At 56.5% G+C, this 17,646-nt stretch carries 14 protein-coding genes; 3 read left to right on the forward strand and 11 right to left on the reverse strand.

The genetic code is table 11. The features are described 5' to 3' along the window. The 6 genes from FIU92_RS18860 to FIU92_RS18885 all read right to left on the reverse strand — a co-directional run bounded on the left by FIU92_RS18860 (position 1) and on the right by FIU92_RS18885 (position 6,995). Positions 1–765 (reverse strand): SDR family NAD(P)-dependent oxidoreductase, encoded by a 765-nt coding sequence (locus FIU92_RS18860; RefSeq protein ID WP_152460261.1) that lies wholly within the window; start codon positions 763–765, stop codon positions 1–3. Beyond that, positions 765–2,471, reverse strand: a complete 1,707-nt coding sequence (locus FIU92_RS18865) for an IlvD/Edd family dehydratase (RefSeq protein WP_152460262.1) — start codon at positions 2,469–2,471, stop codon at positions 765–767. The genes FIU92_RS18860 and FIU92_RS18865 overlap by 1 nt, the downstream gene beginning before the upstream one ends. Positions 2,472–2,529: 58 nt before the next feature. Further along, a complete protein-coding gene (locus FIU92_RS18870; RefSeq protein WP_152460263.1) occupies positions 2,530–3,870 on the reverse strand; it encodes an alpha-glucosidase/alpha-galactosidase in 1,341 nt (446 codons plus the stop codon). Continuing rightward, the gene (locus tag FIU92_RS18875; RefSeq protein ID WP_152460264.1) at positions 3,867–4,715 is read right to left on the reverse strand and encodes a carbohydrate ABC transporter permease; all 849 of its coding nucleotides are present in this window, start codon (positions 4,713–4,715) and stop codon (positions 3,867–3,869) included. Before FIU92_RS18875 ends, FIU92_RS18870 begins: the two co-directional genes overlap by 4 nt. A 1-nt stretch (position 4,716) precedes the next feature. Further along, positions 4,717–5,643, reverse strand: a complete 927-nt coding sequence (locus FIU92_RS18880; RefSeq protein WP_152460265.1) for a carbohydrate ABC transporter permease — start codon at positions 5,641–5,643, stop codon at positions 4,717–4,719. Positions 5,644–5,735: 92 nt separating this feature from the next. Next, on the reverse strand, positions 5,736–6,995 hold the full coding sequence (locus FIU92_RS18885) for an ABC transporter substrate-binding protein (RefSeq protein ID WP_152460266.1): 1,260 nt from the start codon (positions 6,993–6,995) through the stop codon (positions 5,736–5,738). Between the two features lie 141 nt (positions 6,996–7,136). Between FIU92_RS18885 and FIU92_RS18890 the strand changes: the two genes are divergently transcribed. The 3 genes from FIU92_RS18890 (at position 7,137) to FIU92_RS18900 (ending at position 11,530) form a co-directional block, all read left to right on the forward strand. Beyond that, the gene (locus tag FIU92_RS18890; RefSeq protein ID WP_152460267.1) at positions 7,137–7,943 is read left to right on the forward strand and encodes an IclR family transcriptional regulator; all 807 of its coding nucleotides are present in this window, start codon (positions 7,137–7,139) and stop codon (positions 7,941–7,943) included. Further along, on the forward strand, positions 7,940–8,998 hold the full coding sequence (locus FIU92_RS18895) for an ABC transporter ATP-binding protein (protein WP_152460268.1): 1,059 nt from the start codon (positions 7,940–7,942) through the stop codon (positions 8,996–8,998). Before FIU92_RS18890 ends, FIU92_RS18895 begins: the two co-directional genes overlap by 4 nt. A 318-nt stretch (positions 8,999–9,316) precedes the next feature. After that, positions 9,317–11,530, forward strand: coding sequence for an NADP-dependent isocitrate dehydrogenase (locus FIU92_RS18900; RefSeq protein WP_152460269.1), 2,214 nt, complete (start codon positions 9,317–9,319; stop codon positions 11,528–11,530). A 576-nt stretch (positions 11,531–12,106) separates the two neighbouring features. Here FIU92_RS18900 and FIU92_RS18905 read toward each other — a convergent pair. From FIU92_RS18905 to FIU92_RS18925, 5 genes are all read right to left on the reverse strand, one after another. After that, complete coding sequence (locus FIU92_RS18905; RefSeq protein ID WP_371419765.1) at positions 12,107–13,069, reverse strand: glycosyltransferase family 2 protein; 963 nt, start codon at positions 13,067–13,069, stop codon at positions 12,107–12,109. 266 nt (positions 13,070–13,335) lie between these two features. Next, positions 13,336–14,445, reverse strand: a complete 1,110-nt coding sequence (locus FIU92_RS18910; RefSeq protein WP_152460270.1) for a LysM peptidoglycan-binding domain-containing protein — start codon at positions 14,443–14,445, stop codon at positions 13,336–13,338. Positions 14,446–14,489: 44 nt separating this feature from the next. Then, positions 14,490–15,752 carry a transporter substrate-binding domain-containing protein gene (locus tag FIU92_RS18915; RefSeq protein ID WP_152460271.1) on the reverse strand — a complete coding sequence of 421 codons (1,263 nt, stop codon included), beginning with the start codon at positions 15,750–15,752 and terminating at the stop codon, positions 14,490–14,492. A gap of 21 nt (positions 15,753–15,773) precedes the next feature. After that, positions 15,774–16,556: a PP2C family serine/threonine-protein phosphatase gene (locus tag FIU92_RS18920; RefSeq protein WP_152460272.1), complete on the reverse strand. Its 783-nt coding sequence runs from the start codon at positions 16,554–16,556 to the stop codon at positions 15,774–15,776. 3 nt (positions 16,557–16,559) lie between these two features. Next, the gene (locus FIU92_RS18925; RefSeq protein ID WP_152460273.1) at positions 16,560–17,600 is read right to left on the reverse strand and encodes an FHA domain-containing protein; all 1,041 of its coding nucleotides are present in this window, start codon (positions 17,598–17,600) and stop codon (positions 16,560–16,562) included. Positions 17,601–17,646: the final 46 nt, after the last annotated feature.

Raw genomic sequence — 17,646 nt, forward strand, 5'->3', positions numbered from 1 at the left:
TCACCCCGAAACCACAACGCCGCCATCAACAGCTATACATTGCCCGGTCATCGCATGACTGGCCCTGGACGCCAGAAAAAGTGTTGGTGCTATCATATCCTCGGGCTTCAGGTGCTCTTTCAGACATTGCCGGTCCAAATGGGCCGCCAGATCCTCGGGCGTGGCCCATTTATCCAACTGTTTTTGCGTCAGAACCCAGCCGGGGGCCAGAGCGTTTACCCGGATTTTCCTAGGCCCCAGTTCTCGTGCCAATGACCGTGTCATCCCCGTGATCCCGGCATTCGAGGTCGTATAGATCGGATAGCCAGCATTGCCCATCATGTAACTGATCGAGCTGAAATTGATGATCGACCCGCCATCTTTCATTTGCCGGGCGGCTTCCTGACACGCGAAATAATAGGCTTTCAGGTTCACCTCGATCATCCAGTCCCAGAATTCCGTCGTGGATTCCTCAAGCGTATGACGTTGGTCGTTGGCCGCATTGTTTACCAAAACGTTCAAAGGGCCATGAGCCTCGGCAGCTTTGACCATCGTCGCGTGCAGCAGTTCGGTATCCGTCATGTCGCCTTGCAGGAACAGCGGCGCGCGGCCGTGCTTGTCGCGCATCTCTTCGACAAACCCGCTGGCATCCGACCGACCAATGAAGGCCACATTGGCCCCCTGTGCCATGAATCCATCTGTCAGCGCCGCACCAACACCCGAGCCACCGCCGGTGATATAGACGGAGGCCCCGTTGAGATCGTGGAATGTAGCTGGTTGGGTCATCAGTGGCTCTCTCTGGTCACGAGGCGGGTGTCTTTGCCAACAAGGAAATCCAGATCCGCCCCCTGATCCGCTTGCAGCACGTGGTCGATGTAAAGTTTTGCATATCCGCGTGTGTAGTGCGGATCATCCGGTTGCCACGCGGCGCGGCGGGCGTTCAGTTCGTTTTCGTTGACAAGCAGTTCCAGTTCGCCACTGCTGGCTGAAACACGGATGCGGTCTCCGGTTTTGACCAGCGCCAGCGTGCCACCCGCCTGTGCTTCGGGGCTGACATGCAAAATGACGGTGCCATAGGCTGTTCCCGACATGCGGGCATCCGAGATCCGGATCATGTCTCGTACACCCTCTTTCACCAATTTCGCCGGAATTGGCATGTTGCCGACCTCGGGCATGCCCGGATACCCTTTGGGGCCACACCCTTTGAGCACTAGGATGCTCTTGGCCGTGACCGGCAGGTCTTCACGGTCGATATTGGCCTTCAGGTCTTCGATGCTGTCGAACACGAAAGCCTCGCCCTCGGTTTCAAGAAGCGCGTCAGCGGCCGCCGAAGGCTTGATGATGGCCCCATTCGGCGCAAGGTTGCCGCGCAGAACACGCAGGCCCGCAGCGGGCTTTAAAGGATCATCGAAGGGACGGATGACGTCGGTATTGAAACACTCGGCTCCTTCGAAGTGAGCCGAGATATCCTTGTTCAGAACCGTCTTTGCCGGGCGCAGGAACGATTTGAGTTCATTCAGTACAACCGGCATGCCGCCTGCGTAGCAGAAGTCTTCCATCAGGTATTTGCCCGACGGCATGCAGTTGACCAGCAGTGGTATTTCGGATCCGATTTCAAAGTCTTTCAGGGTCAAGTCAACCCCGACACGCCCCGCCAGCGCCAGAAGGTGAACCACCGCATTGGTCGAGCCTCCTACGGCCGCGTTGGCGAGGATGGCGTTCTCAAACGCCTCTTTGGTCAGGATGTCCGAGGGCTTGAGGTCTTCGTCGACCATCTCGACGATGCGCCGGCCGGTCATGTGTGCCAGCGCCATGCGGCGAGCGTCGACCGCCGGAAGCGCGGCATTGGTGGGCAGGCTCATGCCCATCGCCTCGACCAGCGACGCCATGGTGGACGCGGTGCCCATGGTCATGCAGACGCCAGCGCTGCGCGACATGCCGGATTCGGCGTTCATGAAATCCTGCAAGGTCATTTCGCCGGCCCGAACCGCTTCGGAAAACTTCCAGACATCGGTGCCGGATCCGATATCCTGCCCGCGGTATTTACCGTTCAGCATCGGGCCTGAACTGACGACGATCGAAGGCAGATCGACTGACGCTGCCCCCATCAACTGCCCCGGCGTGGTCTTGTCGCAGCCGCCCAACAGAACGACCCCGTCAATACCATAGGCGCGGATCGATTCCTCGACATCCATGGCCAGCAGGTTGCGGAACAGCATCGCAGTGGGTTTCATCTGGGTTTCGCCCAGCGACATGACGGGGAATTCTACCGGAAAGCCGCCCGCCTCCCACACGCCGCGTTTTACGCCCTCGGCCAGATCGCGCAGGCCCGAGTTGCAGGGGGTCAGTTCCGACCAGGTGTTGCAGATGCCAATTATGGGTCGTCCGTCAAAAGCGTGGTCGGGAAAGCCCTGGTTTTTCATCCACGACCGGTGGATGAAGCCATCCTTGTCGAGTTTTCCATACCAATGTTGTGAGCGGCGTTTTGTCATTTCTGGCTTTGTTTTTCTTGGCGGAAGTTGGATCTGAGTATTTGTGAAAAGATGAAGATCAGGCGGCGCGGGCCGGGCGGCACCAGTCGGGCAGCCAATCGTTGTGGGCCGTCAGCAGATCCGTGACAACGTTGCGGATCTGGCGCAGGTCCAGTTCGGCGGCGGTGTGCGGATCCATCATCGCGGCGTGATAGATATATTCGGGGTTCTGTTCTGTCAGGGCCCGAACAGTCAGTTCCTGTACGTTGATCTGGGTGCGCATCAGGGCAATCAACTGCGGCGGGATGTCGGTCACGACAGAAGGCTGTACGCCGTTGCTGTCGACCAGGCAGGGGGTTTCGACTGCCGCGCCCATGGGCAGTTGCGGGATCTGGCCGGTGTTGGGCAGGTTGCCATAGGCCATGTAGGGCGTGTTCGTAACGATCGCGTTCATCAGGTCGGCCGCGAATTCGTGGCTGCGCGTGACATCGATATTGCGCCCGTCGGTCAGGGTCTTGGCCTGTTCCTTCCACATCTCGACCTGCTCGATGCAGCGGGTGGGGTATTCGTCCAGCGGGATGGAAAATTCCTCGATCAGGTCCTGTCGCCCTTCCTTGATGAACCACGGCACGTATTCGGCCAGGTGTTCCGAGCTTTCTGTGCAGAAATAGCCCAGGTGATCCATCACCTCGTACCGCACCTTGTTGGGGCAGCGCGGCATCAGCAGCGGTGCCTTCGGGAATTTCCCCGTGTGATAGCCCTGGCGCAGTGCCGGATACAGGTCGCGGCCTTGATGTTCCAGTTTCAGAAAGAATGCGACGTGATTGACGCCCGCGACTTTGTAGCGGAACTCATCCTTTGGCAGATCCAGATCGTGGGCCAGTTCCTCGACTGTATTTTGAACCGAGTGACAAAGACCCACATGTTTCAGGGTCGGGAAGCGTTCGGCCAGTGCCCAGGTGTTGATGGCCATCGGATTTACGTATTGTAGCAATGTCGCGTTCGGACAGAGTTGCATCATGTCCCCTGCGACATCCCAAAGCACCGGAACCGTGCGCAGGCCTCGCATGATCCCTCCGACGCCCAGCGTATCAGCGATGGTTTGACGCAAGCCATACTGCTTGGGGATCTCGAAATCGGTGATCGTGCAGGGCTTGTATCCCCCCACCTGAAACGCGGTGATGACGAAATCGGCCCCGTCCAGCGCCGCGCGGCGGTCGGTATGGGTCGAGACTGTCGCCCCGGCCCCGACCGAGCGGATCATGGAGCGCGCAACTGCTTCGCTTTCCGCAAGGCGCTGGGGGTCGATATCCATAAGCGCAAAGTGACTGTCGGCCAGTGCAGGGGTTAACAGAGCATCCCCAACGATGTTCTGCATGAAAATTGTGGACCCGGCACCGATAAAGGTAATTTTGGTCATTTCACAGCTCCGAGGGTCAAACCCGCAATGAAGTGTTTCTGCATCAGGAAGAACATGGCCACCGGTGGCAGAGCCGCCACGATGGAGCCCGCGCTCATCAATTGATAAGCGGCGCGGAATTGTGCGTTGAAACTGGTGATTCCGGCAGTTACAGGCTGGCTTTCTGCGCCTTGCGTCAGGACGACGGCCCAGAAATAGTCGTTCCAGATGAAGGTGAAGATCAGCACGCTGAGCGCGGCGATCGCGGGCTTCATCAGCGGCAGGACCACGTACCAGAAGATGCGCCATTCGCTGATACCCTCGACCCGTGCGGCCTCGATCAGTTCAAAGGGCAGGGCGCGGATGAAGTTGCGCATGAACAGGGTGCAGAACCCGGTCTGAAATGCGATGTGGAACAGGACCAGCCCGGTCTTGGTGTTGTAGAGCCCAAGTTGCAGGGTCAGGTCGCGAACCGGCACCATCAGGATCTGGAAGGGCACGAAGTTCCCGGCCACGAACATGAAAAATATCCAGAGGTTCGACTTGAACTTGTAGATGCCAAGCGCGAAGCCGGTCATGCAACTGAGGGCCACCGCTCCGATCACGGTAGGGACGGTGATCATAAATGAATTCAGCAGGTAGCGCGGCATGTCCGAATTGAAGAACACCTGACCATAGTTGAAGGCGCCCTCAAAGCTGGACGGCATCCCCCAGTAATTCGCGTTGGTGAAGTCAGCAGCAGGTTTTACCGAGAAAAGAGCAACCGCCAGCAGGGGCCCCAGCCAAAACAGAAGGGCCAATGGAAGCATGGCTTGATACGTGATCTGCGCCGCGCGGGGTTGTTTTTCGATGGGTTTGGGAAACATCTCAGCGCCCCTTCTCTTCACGGTACATCGACCACAGGAAGTAGGCGATGAAGCACAACATGATCAGGAAAAGGATCACGGCGATGGCTGCGCCATAACCCATGCGGAAGCCATATTCGGACAGCGCGACCTCGAACATGTAATAGGCCAGCACGCGGGAGGATCCGAAAGGTCCGCCTTGTGTCATGATTGAGATCAGGTCGAAAGACCGTAATGCGCCGATGATCGTCACGACAAACGCGATAAAGGTTGCGGGCCGCAATTGTGGAATGATGATGTGCCAAAGCATCTTCCAACCCTTGGCCCCGTCCAGGCGTCCTGCTTCGATCTGTTCCGGGTCTACAGCGTTCAGGCCGGTAAGGTACAGGATCATGCAATAGGCGGTTTGTGGCCAGAGGCCGGCGAAGATGATGCCATAGGTCACGAAACGCTCATCGCCCAACACGTTTACCGGGCCGAGGCCGAAGAAGCCGAGGAATTCGTTCAGCAACCCGAAGGTCGGATCGTAGAACCAGGTGAACACGAGCCCCACCACGACCTGAGAAATCACGAAAGGAAAGAAAAACAGGGACTTATACAGGCGGATGCCCCAAACGGTCTGATTCAGGAACAGGGCGATGAACAAACCTGCCGGAATCGCAGCCAGGTAAAGGATCAGCCAGATCAGGTTGTTTTTCATCGAGATGTAGAAAGCATCCCGATCCACCCACTCCCAATAAAGGTCTTCGTAGTTACGAAAGCCAACGTATTCGGCAGCGCCCAGGCCGTCCCACTCGTAAAGAGACAGGTTGAAGGACTGGAATACCGGGATAATCACATAGACCAAAAAGAACAGCATCCCAGGGGTCAGAAACAGCCAGGGTGCGATGCGTTGTTGGTTGCGATGGAACCAGCTTTCCTGTTCTGAGGCGTCGGCTGCAACTGTCATGGGAAACTCGGGTCTGTTGGAGCAAGGCGGGTCGGAACCCGCCCTACGATTCAAAGGAGCGTGGGCCGGGCTTTGGCCCGACCCTGGACTGGTCAGTTATCGTAAATACGCTCGCGCGCGCGTTCGAGTTTGGCCAGTATCCGGTCCAAGTTGTCGGGTTTGACCATGAATTCCTGGAAACCTTCCATGGACACTTTGGCCATTTCCGCAGGCGCGTCGCGGTCCCAGAACTGGGCTACCCCACCGGGGCTGTTGGACGAAAGCATTTCAAAGCCCTGTTGCAGGAACTTGTCGTCATCCACGGCGGATTGCGCGTTGACCGGCAATTGGCCGAGATTTGCGCCGTTGTTGATTTCGGTCTGTTCATCAGCAGAGACCACGAAACGCAGGAATTCGCGAGCAGCTTCCTTGTTCGAAGCATTGGCCGGGATGTGGAACGTGTCGGTCGGGGCGTCTTCGGCCAGCTCAACATCGGGATTGATCGCGACGAACTGGTAGAAATCCAGCTGGTCATCCGTCAGGCCCGCATCGCGTAACGGTGCCACTGCGAAGTTGCCCATCAGATAGGCTGCTGCCTCACCATTGACCATGAAGGGCAGGGCTTCCTGCCAGCTATACGTCTGGTGATTGTCGATGAAGGCGCCCATGTCGATCAACTGTTTCCAGTTGGCGAAAGTCTGTTTTACCCGATCATCTTCCCAGCTGACTTCGCCGTTGGCGAGTTGCTGGTGGAAGTCGAAACCATTGGTCCGCATGTTCAGATAATCAAACCAGCCACCGGCGGTCCAAAGGAACTTGGTGCCAATAGTATAGCAGGCGCGTCCAGAATCGACGATTTTCTGGCAGTTGGACAGTTCTTCTTCCCAAGTGGTCGGCTCGCTCAGGCCTAGCTCGTCAAAGATGTCTTTGCGATAGTAGACACCCCACTGATAATAGGTATAGGGCACGCCCCATTGCTTGCCGTCGATTGTCAACGCGCCTTTGGTCGAAGCGAGGTTGTCTGCGATCTCGGGCTCGGCCCATAAATCTGAAACATCCTCGAACAGACCCGCCTCGACATATGGTTTCATACGGTTGGCCGCGTACCACGTAGCCACATCCGGGGTGTCGGCCGTCAGGAAGTTCCGGATCTGTGTTTTATAGGCTTCGCGGTCGATGACGGTTGTTTCGATTTCCAACCCCGGATGCTGTGCCCCAAACCGTTCGATCATCGCCTCCATCGTCGCGCGTGGCGCCGGGTTCGATGTGTCCAGAAAAATCCGCAGATCTCCGGTGAGTTCCGCAGCAGCTGGCGCTGCCATCGCGACACCAAGCGCCAGCGCAGCCGTCGTGCGCTTGAAAGTTGAATACATGGTTTCCTCCCTGTTGGTCTCCTGCAAAGTTCCAAATAATGAAACCTTGTTTTATATATTGAAAACTACACATCGACTCGGTTACTGTTGTCAAGACCCTCGTGAGGATGGCGAGGGATAATCGGAGGAGAATGATGGCCCGTGTCAGGTGACGGAACTATAGGCAAAGCATGTGATGTGCTGGATCATGTAGCGTCGTTCGAGCGCCCAGTTCGATTCGCTGAACTTTTGGAAAACAGCGATTTTCCAAAGGCGACCCTGTACCGATTTCTGCAATCCCTGACCAACCAGGGAATGCTGTCTTATGACCGCGACAGGCAGACCTATGCGCCCGGGATGCGGTTGGTTCGGTTGGCCCATGCGGCATGGACGCAAAGCTCATTGGCCCCGATAGCGCGGCCTTTTCTGGATGCCCTCAGCCAAGAAACCGGTGAAACCGTGCATCTGGCGCAGCTTGATTCCAGTCAGGTTCTTTACGTCGACAAACGCAACGCCGCACAACCGATCGAGATGTACTCTCAGGCTGGAAAAGTTGGCCCGGCCTACTGCACGGGGGTCGGCAAGGCGATGCTGGCCTTCTTGGACGAAGATGCGCTGAACAAGGCGGTGTCGCAGCAAAGCTATCACCGCTTCACCGACAAAACTCTGACATCCGAAAAGATGTTGCGGGCTGATCTTGACAGAATTCGCAGCCGGGGATTTGCCGTCGATGATGAAGAGCACGAGCCTGGCATCATATGCATCGCCTGCCCAGTTCTGACGTCGAACGGTCGGATGCTTGGGGCGATTTCGATAACCGGGTCCACCGAACGAATGGATTTCGATCAACTCGAAGCCTGGGTGCCGCGCCTGCGGCGTGTGGCCGAACAAATTGGAACCGAGGCACAAGCCTGGCGGTTTCCCGAAACAGGCCAAAGTTCCAAAAACGACAGGATGCTGATGACATGACAGGTGTAACTCTGAATCGGGCAATCAAACGGTATGGTCAGACACAGGTCATTCATGGGATCGATCTGCAAATCGAAGATGGAGAGTTCTGCGTTTTTGTAGGGCCTTCAGGGTGCGGAAAATCCACGTTGTTGCGGATGATCGCAGGGCTGGAAGAAACCTCGGAAGGTGAGATTCACATCGGATCGCGCGAGGTGACACATATGGACCCGGCCAAGCGCGGCGTGGCGATGGTGTTTCAGACTTATGCGCTCTACCCGCACATGTCAGTGGCGGAAAACATGGGATTTGGCCTGCGCATGAACGGTGTCCCAAAAGCCGAGATCGACCAGAAGGTGCAGGAGGCTTCGAGCATTCTGAAGCTAGATCCTTATCTCAAGCGCAAACCCAAGGCCCTGTCCGGGGGGCAACGGCAAAGGGTCGCGATCGGGCGGGCGATTGTACGCGGGCCCGAGGTTTTTCTGTTCGACGAACCCCTATCCAACCTGGATGCTGAATTGCGTGTCGAGATGCGCGTCGAAATCGCGCGTCTGCATCAGGAAATCGGTGCAACCATGATCTATGTGACCCATGATCAGGTCGAAGCCATGACGATGGCCGACAAGATTGTGGTGCTGCGCGATGGCCGGATCGAACAGGTCGGCGCCCCGATGGATCTGTACCGTGATCCTAACAACCGGTTTGTTGCAGGTTTCATCGGTTCGCCCGCGATGAACTTCCTTGATTGCGAATATACTGACGGCCATGTCACCCATCCCGCTTTGGGCCAGCCATTGCCGGTCTCGGCAGCTGTTCCTGCCGGAACGGACAAGGTGACATTGGGGATGCGCCCTGAACATATTCACATCGACCGGTCTGCGGACATCTGCACTGTGGACCTGACTGAAGCGCTTGGGGGTGTATCCTACTCGTATTTGCTGACGCCAAATGGCGACAAACTGATCGTCGAAGAGCGAGATGACCAGCGCAGCAAAACCGGCGACCGGATTGGCATATCCATTCAACCTGACCGTGCCATGGTATTTGATCCCGAGACAGGGCAGAGATTTCGGTAATCCTTGGCCGCAACCCGAAAAACTTCGTGGGACAAGCCGTACAGTTTCATGGAAAACACTTGGCGTGACCTGAAGGGAAACGCCAGAGACAGGTGGGTGAAACGTTGAGCTGATGACATCAAAAGCCATCCACGCCCAGCCCGTGGCAAAACGCGCGGGCACAGATCATTGATTCCCAGCGCAACGTGATTTAAGGGAGGCCCTGTCAAAACAGAGTCACCCAGGGGCGGTATCGTGATCGCGCCCCTCCCGCGCCACGCTGAAGTGGCTTCAACTCTTGGATCGCACGCCCCGAAAGGCTTAAAAAGGTAAAAGAATATGGCAGATAAATCGAACTTCGACATATTGTATACCATTGTAGACGAAGCGCCCGAACTGGCCAGCGCCTCGTTCCTGCCCATCATTCGCAAGTTCGCTTCGGCTGCTGGCGTCAGCGTGGGCACCAAGGACATTTCACTGGCCGGGCGCATTCTGGCAGCCTTCCCCGAGAACCTGACGGATGAGCAGCGTGTCTCGGACGATCTGGCGGCATTGGGTGAGCTGGTAAAGACCCCGGACGCCAATGTGATCAAGCTGCCGAACATCTCGGCATCGGTTCCGCAACTGGTTGCCGCCATCGAAGAGTTGCAGTCGCAAGGCTATAATATCCCGGCCTATCCCGAAGAACCTTCGACCGACGAAGAAAAGGCGATCCGTGCGCGTTATGATGCCATCAAAGGCTCGGCCGTGAACCCGGTTCTGCGTGAAGGTAACAGTGACCGCCGTGCGGCGCGGGCTGTCAAAAACTATGCCCGCAACAACCCGCATTCCATGGGCGAATGGACCTCGGACAGCAAAACCAAAGTCTCGTCCATGTCGGGCAACGATTTTTACGCCAATGAGAAATCGGCCACCATCACCGCTGCCCAGGTAGGCGATGCAAGGATCGAGTTTGTCGGCAAAGACGGCAGTGCGACTGTCCTGAAGGACGCGTGGACGCTGGAAGAAGGCACCGTGGCGGATGCGACCTTCATGTCGGTCAAAGCACTGTCATCCTTTCTTGCAGAGGCCATCGAGGACACCAAGAAAGACGGCACAATGTTCTCGTTGCACCTGAAAGCCACGATGATGAAGGTCTCGGACCCGATCATCTTTGGCTATGCGGTCAAGGCGTGGTTGGCGCCGGTTTTCGAAAAATACGGTGCGGAACTGGATGCGCTGGGTGTGAATCCGAACTCGGGTCTTGGCGACTTGCTTGAGCGGGTACAAAACAATGCCGAGATCGTCGCTGCAATAAACGCGATCAAGGCTGATCGTCCATCCATGTATATGGTGGATAGCGACAAGGGCATTACCAACCTGCATGTACCTTCCGACGTGATCATTGATGCATCGATGCCAGCGGTGATCCGCGCGGGCGGCAAGGGTTGGGATGAGACCGGTGCCAAGGGTGATACAAATTGCGTCATCCCCGACCGGTGCTACGCAACTGTTTATGATGAAAGCATCAAGTTCTTCAAAGCCAACGGTGCATTGAATCCCTCCACTGCCGGTGCGGTCGCAAACGTTGGCCTTATGGCGCAGAAGGCCGAGGAGTACGGCAGCCACCCGACTACCTTCGAGGCGCCCGCAGACGGCACAATGCGCATCGTTCTTGCCAATGGCGAGACCCTGCATTCGCACGAGGTCGAAAAGGGTGACATCTGGCGGGCCTGCACCGTCAAGAAGGCGCCGATCGAGAACTGGATCCAACTGGCGATGGACCGTCAGCGCCTGACCGGATCCGAGGCGATCTTCTGGCTGGATGCGAACCGCGCCCATGACGCCGAGCTGATCAAATACGTGGAACCGGCGCTCAAGGCTGCGGGCGTGGCTGACAAGTTCCAGATCATGGCCCCGCGCGAGGCAACCCGCCAGACGCTGGAAACCATCACCGCCGGAAAGGACAGCATCGCCATCACCGGCAACGTGCTGCGTGACTATCTGACCGACCTGTTCCCGATCCTCGAACTGGGAACCTCGGCCAAGATGCTGTCGATCGTCAAGCTTATGAATGGCGGCGGCCTGTTCGAAACCGGGGCAGGGGGCTCGGCACCGAAACACGTGCAGCAACTGGTCGAGGAAAATCACCTGCGCTGGGATTCGATGGGCGAATTCTGCGCGCTTGGGGAATCCCTGAACTTCCTGGCCGACGTCAAAGGAAACGCGAAGGCAGGTGTTCTTGGCGCTGCGGCAGAGGCCGCAACTCAGGGCATTCTGGACAACAACCGGTCGCCAAGTCGAAAAGTCGGCGAACCGGACAACCGCGACAGCCACTACTGGTTCGCGCGCTACTGGGCCGAAGCCTTGGCAGCCCAATCTGACGATGCCGATCTGGCAGCTGAAATGGCACCACTTGCAAAAGAGCTGGCAGACAAAGAAGAGCAGATCTTGTCGGAGCTGGCCGCAGTCCAAGGACCGTCGGTGGATTTGGGCGGATACTATCACACTGACCCGGCCAAAACCGCCGCTGTGATGCGCCCCAGCGCTACGCTGAACGCAATCATCGGCTGATCGCCGTCGAACAGGCGGGCGAGTTTCGTCCGACATCAAAACACGAAGGGACCGCCTTTGCGCGGTCCTTTTCATGGAACGCGGGATTGCCAAAAGACCCGCGCCGAAGCTTGCGCCTGACGATCTGTAGCTTGCTGTGGCCACGCCGTTAAAACCAACCTTGTCAGGTTCTATGAACGACTTGCGCAATGTGTTCCCGGTAAACACCTGGGCATCAGTTTGGATTTCAGCGCGTGGCCGTCCGGACGCAGGCGCAAGTTTCGATCGCTTTCCTGAAACTGCGAACAGGGCGGTCAGCAAGGATCGAAAGATCCTGATTTTTGGAAAAAATTTAAGATTTACGGGATTCCCCCAATAGCGCCGGTTTTCAGTCCGCGTTAGGTATTTGGGGACAAAGAATTTCACTGGTGAGGCCTTAGGGCTATATCACTCACTCAGAAAAATGGCCAGCATTTGGGGTGCTGGCCATTTGCGTATCTGGTTCACCAAATCCTTGAACAACCAGCGTGTTCAGACGCTTACGCGCGAACAGGCCGTTCATTTGCCTAGCATTGAACTGGGGGGGGGTGGTTCTGATCAGCCAAATCGACGGGTTTGAGCCTCGACAAGCGATGGCTTGATTTGGTCAACGCCTGACGCAGCTACACCTTTGTGCTGCAAATATGACAGACGACGTGCTTCCCTACGGGCAAGAGCCAGAGATTCCAGAATCAAAGCGCAGACGATGGACAACATTGTCGCAACAAAACCGGATACTGCGACGACGACAGACGGAATTCTATCGACAAGTCCTGTTTCCAAAAATTCCCGGAATACGGATACAAACACAACGAGCGAAGGCAAAAACATCAACACGGCCAATGACAGGAAAAACGCAACGGGCTTTTCATCCTTGATCAACAAGCCGATCATTTTGAGAATCCGCCATCCGTCGGAAAACGTTGCCAGCTTGGAGTTCGAATCCGGCAGGCGTGACGAATATCTTGTTTGAACCTCACCGATTGGCATGCGCATCTGCATCGCATGAACTGTCAGCTCTGTTTCAATCTCGAACCCGTTTGATACTGCGGGGAAGCTTTTGACAAAGCGTCTGCTGAAAACGCGGTAACCCGAAAGCAGGTCGTTGATTTTGCTGTTGAAGAAGAATTTCACAAGCCAACTGAACAACGCGTTGCCAAATTTGTGGCCCCGCCGATAGGCTTCGGTTTCTTCATTCACCCGGGCGCCGTTGACCATATCCAGATTCTGCGAAACGAGCAGGTCGATCAATTCCGGCGCCGCCGCGCTGTCATAGGTCGCATCCCCGTCAGCCATAACGTAGACATCCGCATCAACGTCGGCAAACATTCGACGGACCACGTTGCCTTTGCCCTGGTATGTTTCGGAATAGACTAGGGCGCCTGCCTCAAGCGCGACCTTGACGGAGTCGTCGGTGGAATTGTTGTCATATACGTAAATCGTTGCGTCGGGCAGGGCTGCGCGGAATTGCCGAACGGTTTCACCTATGGCAACGGCCTCGTTGTAGCAGGGCAAGATCACTGCAACGTCCAAATCCGATCTGGTCGTGGACGACGGTGAGCTATTCTGAATATCGAAGGCGCCCTGTATCATATGCAAATCACGCTCTTTCATTGGCATCAATTGAATGATGATCGTGCTTGGGGTTAGAAGGTGCTGCGCATTTGAGGCTGTTATGAAGCAGATAAGAGGCCAAAATTTGTCATTGTGAAAAACCTCGTGTTTGACGCTGACAAAAAAGGGGCCGATTGAAGAACCGGCCCCAAAGTTTCAGCTGAACCGAGGGATCAGTTCGAAGCTGCCATCAGTTTTTCGTTGTGCTCGCGCAGCGTGTCGGAGACGATCGCATACCATTCCCCGGTTTCGCGCATCTCGTTCAGGCCTTTGTTCAACATCGCCAGGTATTGCTTGCCGAACGGATTGCTGCGGTGGCTGATAAAGCGCAGCGAGGACAGCGAGGTCACGTACGGGTTCTCAACCAGGTCGTTCTGGTTCAGTCCCATTTCAACCATTGTGTCCGAGAACAGCTGAACTTCAAAAGTTGCAACATCTGCGGTGCCGGTAAGGACCGCGTCCAGGCATTCACGTGCGGTGATCGGCTGCATCAGCGTAATGGTTTCACCATTGTGCAGACCTTCCTGTTCCAGATCATGGATGAACCAGCCATCCATACGGCAGATGGTGGCGCCCTTCAGTTCTTCAAAGGTTGTCGCATTCGCATACTGGCTTTCCGGAATGGTGTAGAACCCGACGACAATGTCATAGACCGGAACAGATGAATCGAACTGTGTGCAGCGCACCTCGGTTTCCCAGGACCATTCGTAAGTGCGGTTGGTGCAATCTGGCATGTTCCACGCCATAGACACGTCAAAGGCGCCAAGAGGCAGAAGAGTTTCCAGGTGCGAGTTCCAGTCATCCACGAAGCTTACGGAATAGTCGCGCGCGTTGCCGCCGCGCTGCAAAGCCGTGGTGCCCAGACGGGTGATTGCTCCGCCACCGTTCAGCGATTCATCTGCGAAAGGTGCCCAGCCATTGCCGGTCACCAGCTTGATCGGCGGCTGGTAGACGCTCGAACGTTTTACGCTGGCTGCACGTTGTTCTTCAGCTGCGATGATTTCCTGCGCGCTCTGACCATTGGGCAGGCTGCCGTCTTCACAGGGAAGGGCCAGAACCAGACCTGGCTCCAGAGCGTTGGGGTTGGTGATTTCGTTCCGGTTCGCGTTGAAGATCGGCTGATAGTTCGACGTGCCATAAGCTGCGATTGCAATGGTCGCCATGGTGTCACCGTCTTGGACGGTATAGTTGGTACAAGCTTCCTGCGCCGCAGCGGCGCCCGCACTCAGAGCAGTGATCGCGGTTGCTGAAAGCGCTACCTTCTTTATCTTCTCGTTAAACATGTCCACTTCCTCCAGACTTTAGTTTGTCAGGCCAGATCGGGGCCTTATCCATTTTCCATTTGATGACGCAGGGCGGTTGACACGATGTCGCGCCATTCGCCCGATTGCTGCATGATTGCCAGACCCTGATTCAGCGTCTCAAGGATCGCTTCCCCATCAGGATTATCTTTGTGGGTCATGACGTTAAGCGACTTGATGGCCGCAAGGTTGGGGTTTTCGATAATCCGGTGCTTGTACCCAAGCCGATCTATTGCCTCGGCTGCCAGATGTGCTTCGATGGCAACGATATCTGCGGTGCCTTCCATCAGAGCGTGAAAGCAATCATCCGGTGACGTTGGGCGCAGAAGTTTGATGACCGGTTCGTACAGGCTTACCGCGTCCATGTGAGACAAAGACCAACCTTCCGGCCGGCAGATCGTTGCACCGGCAAAGTCGGCATAGGTCAATGTCTCTTCATAGCCGGAACCTTCCCGGGCGAAGAACGTATCCACAACCTCGTAGAACGGGTTTGAGAAATTGTAGGTCTCGCACCGGTTGCGATCATCTTCCGACAGCGCAACGGCCTCTTCGCAATTGGGGCGCGACCAGGGGAAGGTGGCGTCAAATGCAAGCGTCGGCATCAACAGGTCCAGATGGGATGACCAGTCATTGACGAACTGAATCTTGTAGGCCTGTTCGGGAGCGGCACGAAACATCGCTGTCTCAACCAGATGGGTATAGAGCCCCCGATTGGGCAGAGATTCATCGGTGAACGGAGCGTAGTTCCCACCGGTGATCAACAGCAATTGACGATCCCGGATTTCGGGCCGTTCACCCGTTCCGGCATTGCGGATCAAAGCAGCAGCTTCGGCGCGGGCGGCTTCGATTTCTTCCTTGGCAGCAGCCCGTGCTGCAACGACCGCGTCTTCACTCGCTTTCTTTGCCTCGGCTTCCGCTGCGGCAACACGTGCTTCTGCTTCGGCCACAGCTTTTTCAGCGCGTTCTTCTGCGGCTTTTACCAGCTCAGCCGCCATTTCCGCAGCCAGCCGCTCTGCCTCGGTATCAGCCAGCACCGGAGCGCGCCCGACATCTTCCAGACATGGCAGTTCCAGAACGTCGCCGACGCGGATAATATTGGGGTTGGAACCGATAACATCCCGGTTCGCGTCGAAAATGATGCGAAAGTCTTCCGTCGCATACACTTCGATTGCCAATTCCCGTAAGCTATCGCCGCGTTGAATTTCATAACTTGAACACGCCTCTTGCGCAGATGCCGCGCCCGTGGCGGCAGCAAGGGCAAGGCTTGATATGAGTAAGTGCTTTTTCATGGGTCCTGTTGCTTTGCCTGTTTAGGTTCTTGTAAGTTTCGCCACTGCGATAGAAAGGTTGTCCTGATCCGGGTCGCCCTTGGCCTGCACGGCCCTCAGCAATGCTTCGGCAATGTCTTGTGCCAGACCCTGTTGATGATCCCGCAGAATGGCCTGAATTTCGGTGTCGCTGATGTACTGCAACCCATCACTTCCAAGGATCAGGACATCGGCGGGCGACACGATCAATGGATCTTCCGGGCAATCCACTTTGGGAATGGCCCCGCCCGTAACCACGGACGTCAATTGATTGCTGTCCATTTCCCGGGCCACCGCTTCGGTGATCTCGCCAGAAGCCACTTTCGACGCAATCACGGGTGCCATCGAGTGATCTTCGTTGACCTGCGTCAACGCTCCATCTCGAAACAGGTAAAGAGGGCTGTCGCCGATCGAAATCCAGAACACACGCCGCCCCAGAAGAAGGACACCCAACATGGTCGATCCCATGTTGAACCCCTGGCCCCGGGCCTCGGTGTAGTTGGCGATCGCGGCATTGGCTTGCATGGCGGCCAAAGGAAGCGCATCTATCGCGGATCCTTCGTTCAGGGTTTCTGCCTCAAGTTCTGCGTCCAGCGCGTCGCGCCAAGCGGCCACTACCATTTCCGAAGCTATTTCACCCGCCTCATGGCCACCCATACCGTCCGCAATCACAACATAGCCCGCGTCCGACGCGTCAAACATGCGGGCCGCAATCGCGTCTTCCTGCGTTTCCCGCTGACCTTGGTTCAGGATCAGCGCAACATCATATGCCGGAGTTGCCAGCATTAATCAGGAATCCCGCCAATCAAAACCGTCGTCACAGAAGGCCATGAACCGGATCGAGGTTTCGCTGATGCGGATCAGGTCTCCGCTGGACAGGGCCACGGTGCTGAGAACAGGTTTGCCGTTCAGACGTACAAGATTGGCCTTGCCGCCATGGCCCAAGTAACACTTCCGGTCTTCGGGATCATAGGCGATGACTGCATGGTTCGAGCGCGAAATGCCGGTATCGCCAAAATCCAACTGAATGGCCTGGTCATCGTTGCGTCCGATTTGCATTAGGCCTTCGGTCAGAGTAATGCTTGAACCCCGTCCCGGACCGGCTGTTACGACCAGCCAGCCCACCGGGAATGTCTCTTGCGCCGCTTCTGCTTTCGCTACGGGTTCGGAGGATTCGATCAGGTCCTGAACATGTGTATCGGCGCGCTCAAATCCCAGAAATGTCGTCTTGACCCGTGAACGGCGATCCTCGACCGGGGCGGGGGCTGGTGCAACCTGCTCAATCACCGGCTCAGCGGTCTTTTCGACCTGCTTCGCTTCTGGGGCCGGAGCTTCCGCGACCTCAACCTCGACGACTTCCGGTTCGGTAGGTTCGGACACGACCTCGGCCGTTGCTTCCTCTGGCGAAGTCTCGGCGGGTGTTTCCGTCACATGCAGGGTGACAACCTGCTCGACCTCAACCAGTTCTTCGACATGCTCTTCCACCAGAACGTTTTTCGGAGCGTCGTCCTCTTCCAAGTTGTCTTCTTCTTCCGAACTGTCTTCGGCGAAGATCGACTCCTCGGGGTCGGTCACTGCCTCCGGCTCGGCCTCGTCGAACTCGGGCATCTTTTCTTCGGGGATCAGTTCATCCGTTTCCTCATAGGATTCGGATGTCATGTTTCCACCAGCCAGGGCGGCGCGCAAAGCGTTGAAATCCGCAATGGGTTCCTGCTTTGCTTCTTCGCTTACGGCGCCGTCTACTGCGGCCGGTTTCTCGGCAACGTCTTCTTCTTTGGATTTGCCGGCACCTTCGAGAAGCCGGCTCAGAGGGCTTTTGTATTTGAACATGGTGTCGACACCTTCAAGTTAGTGACGCAGATAAGCCGCGTCGTAA

It is taken from the genome of Ruegeria sp. THAF33 (assembly GCF_009363615.1).
GTDB lineage: Bacteria > Pseudomonadota > Alphaproteobacteria > Rhodobacterales > Rhodobacteraceae > Ruegeria.

Excerpts from the sequence above, each read along its gene's own strand:
- FIU92_RS18885 (WP_152460266.1), bottom strand. The coding sequence starts at position 6,995 with ATGTATTCAACTTTCAAGCGCACGACGGCTGCGCTGGCGCTTGGTGTC.
- FIU92_RS18895 (WP_152460268.1), top strand. The coding sequence starts at position 7,940 with ATGACAGGTGTAACTCTGAATCGGGCAATCAAACGGTATGGTCAGACA.
- FIU92_RS18870 (WP_152460263.1), bottom strand. The coding sequence starts at position 3,870 with ATGACCAAAATTACCTTTATCGGTGCCGGGTCCACAATTTTCATGCAG.
- FIU92_RS18925 (WP_152460273.1), bottom strand. The coding sequence starts at position 17,600 with ATGTTCAAATACAAAAGCCCTCTGAGCCGGCTTCTCGAAGGTGCCGGC.
- FIU92_RS18915 (WP_152460271.1), bottom strand. The coding sequence starts at position 15,752 with ATGAAAAAGCACTTACTCATATCAAGCCTTGCCCTTGCTGCCGCCACG.
- FIU92_RS18880 (WP_152460265.1), bottom strand. The coding sequence starts at position 5,643 with ATGACAGTTGCAGCCGACGCCTCAGAACAGGAAAGCTGGTTCCATCGC.
- FIU92_RS18920 (WP_152460272.1), bottom strand. The coding sequence starts at position 16,556 with ATGCTGGCAACTCCGGCATATGATGTTGCGCTGATCCTGAACCAAGGT.
- FIU92_RS18865 (WP_152460262.1), bottom strand. The coding sequence starts at position 2,471 with ATGACAAAACGCCGCTCACAACATTGGTATGGAAAACTCGACAAGGAT.
- FIU92_RS18900 (WP_152460269.1), top strand. The coding sequence starts at position 9,317 with ATGGCAGATAAATCGAACTTCGACATATTGTATACCATTGTAGACGAA.
- FIU92_RS18910 (WP_152460270.1), bottom strand. The coding sequence starts at position 14,445 with ATGTTTAACGAGAAGATAAAGAAGGTAGCGCTTTCAGCAACCGCGATC.
- FIU92_RS18875 (WP_152460264.1), bottom strand. The coding sequence starts at position 4,715 with ATGTTTCCCAAACCCATCGAAAAACAACCCCGCGCGGCGCAGATCACG.
- FIU92_RS18860 (WP_152460261.1), bottom strand. The coding sequence starts at position 765 with ATGACCCAACCAGCTACATTCCACGATCTCAACGGGGCCTCCGTCTAT.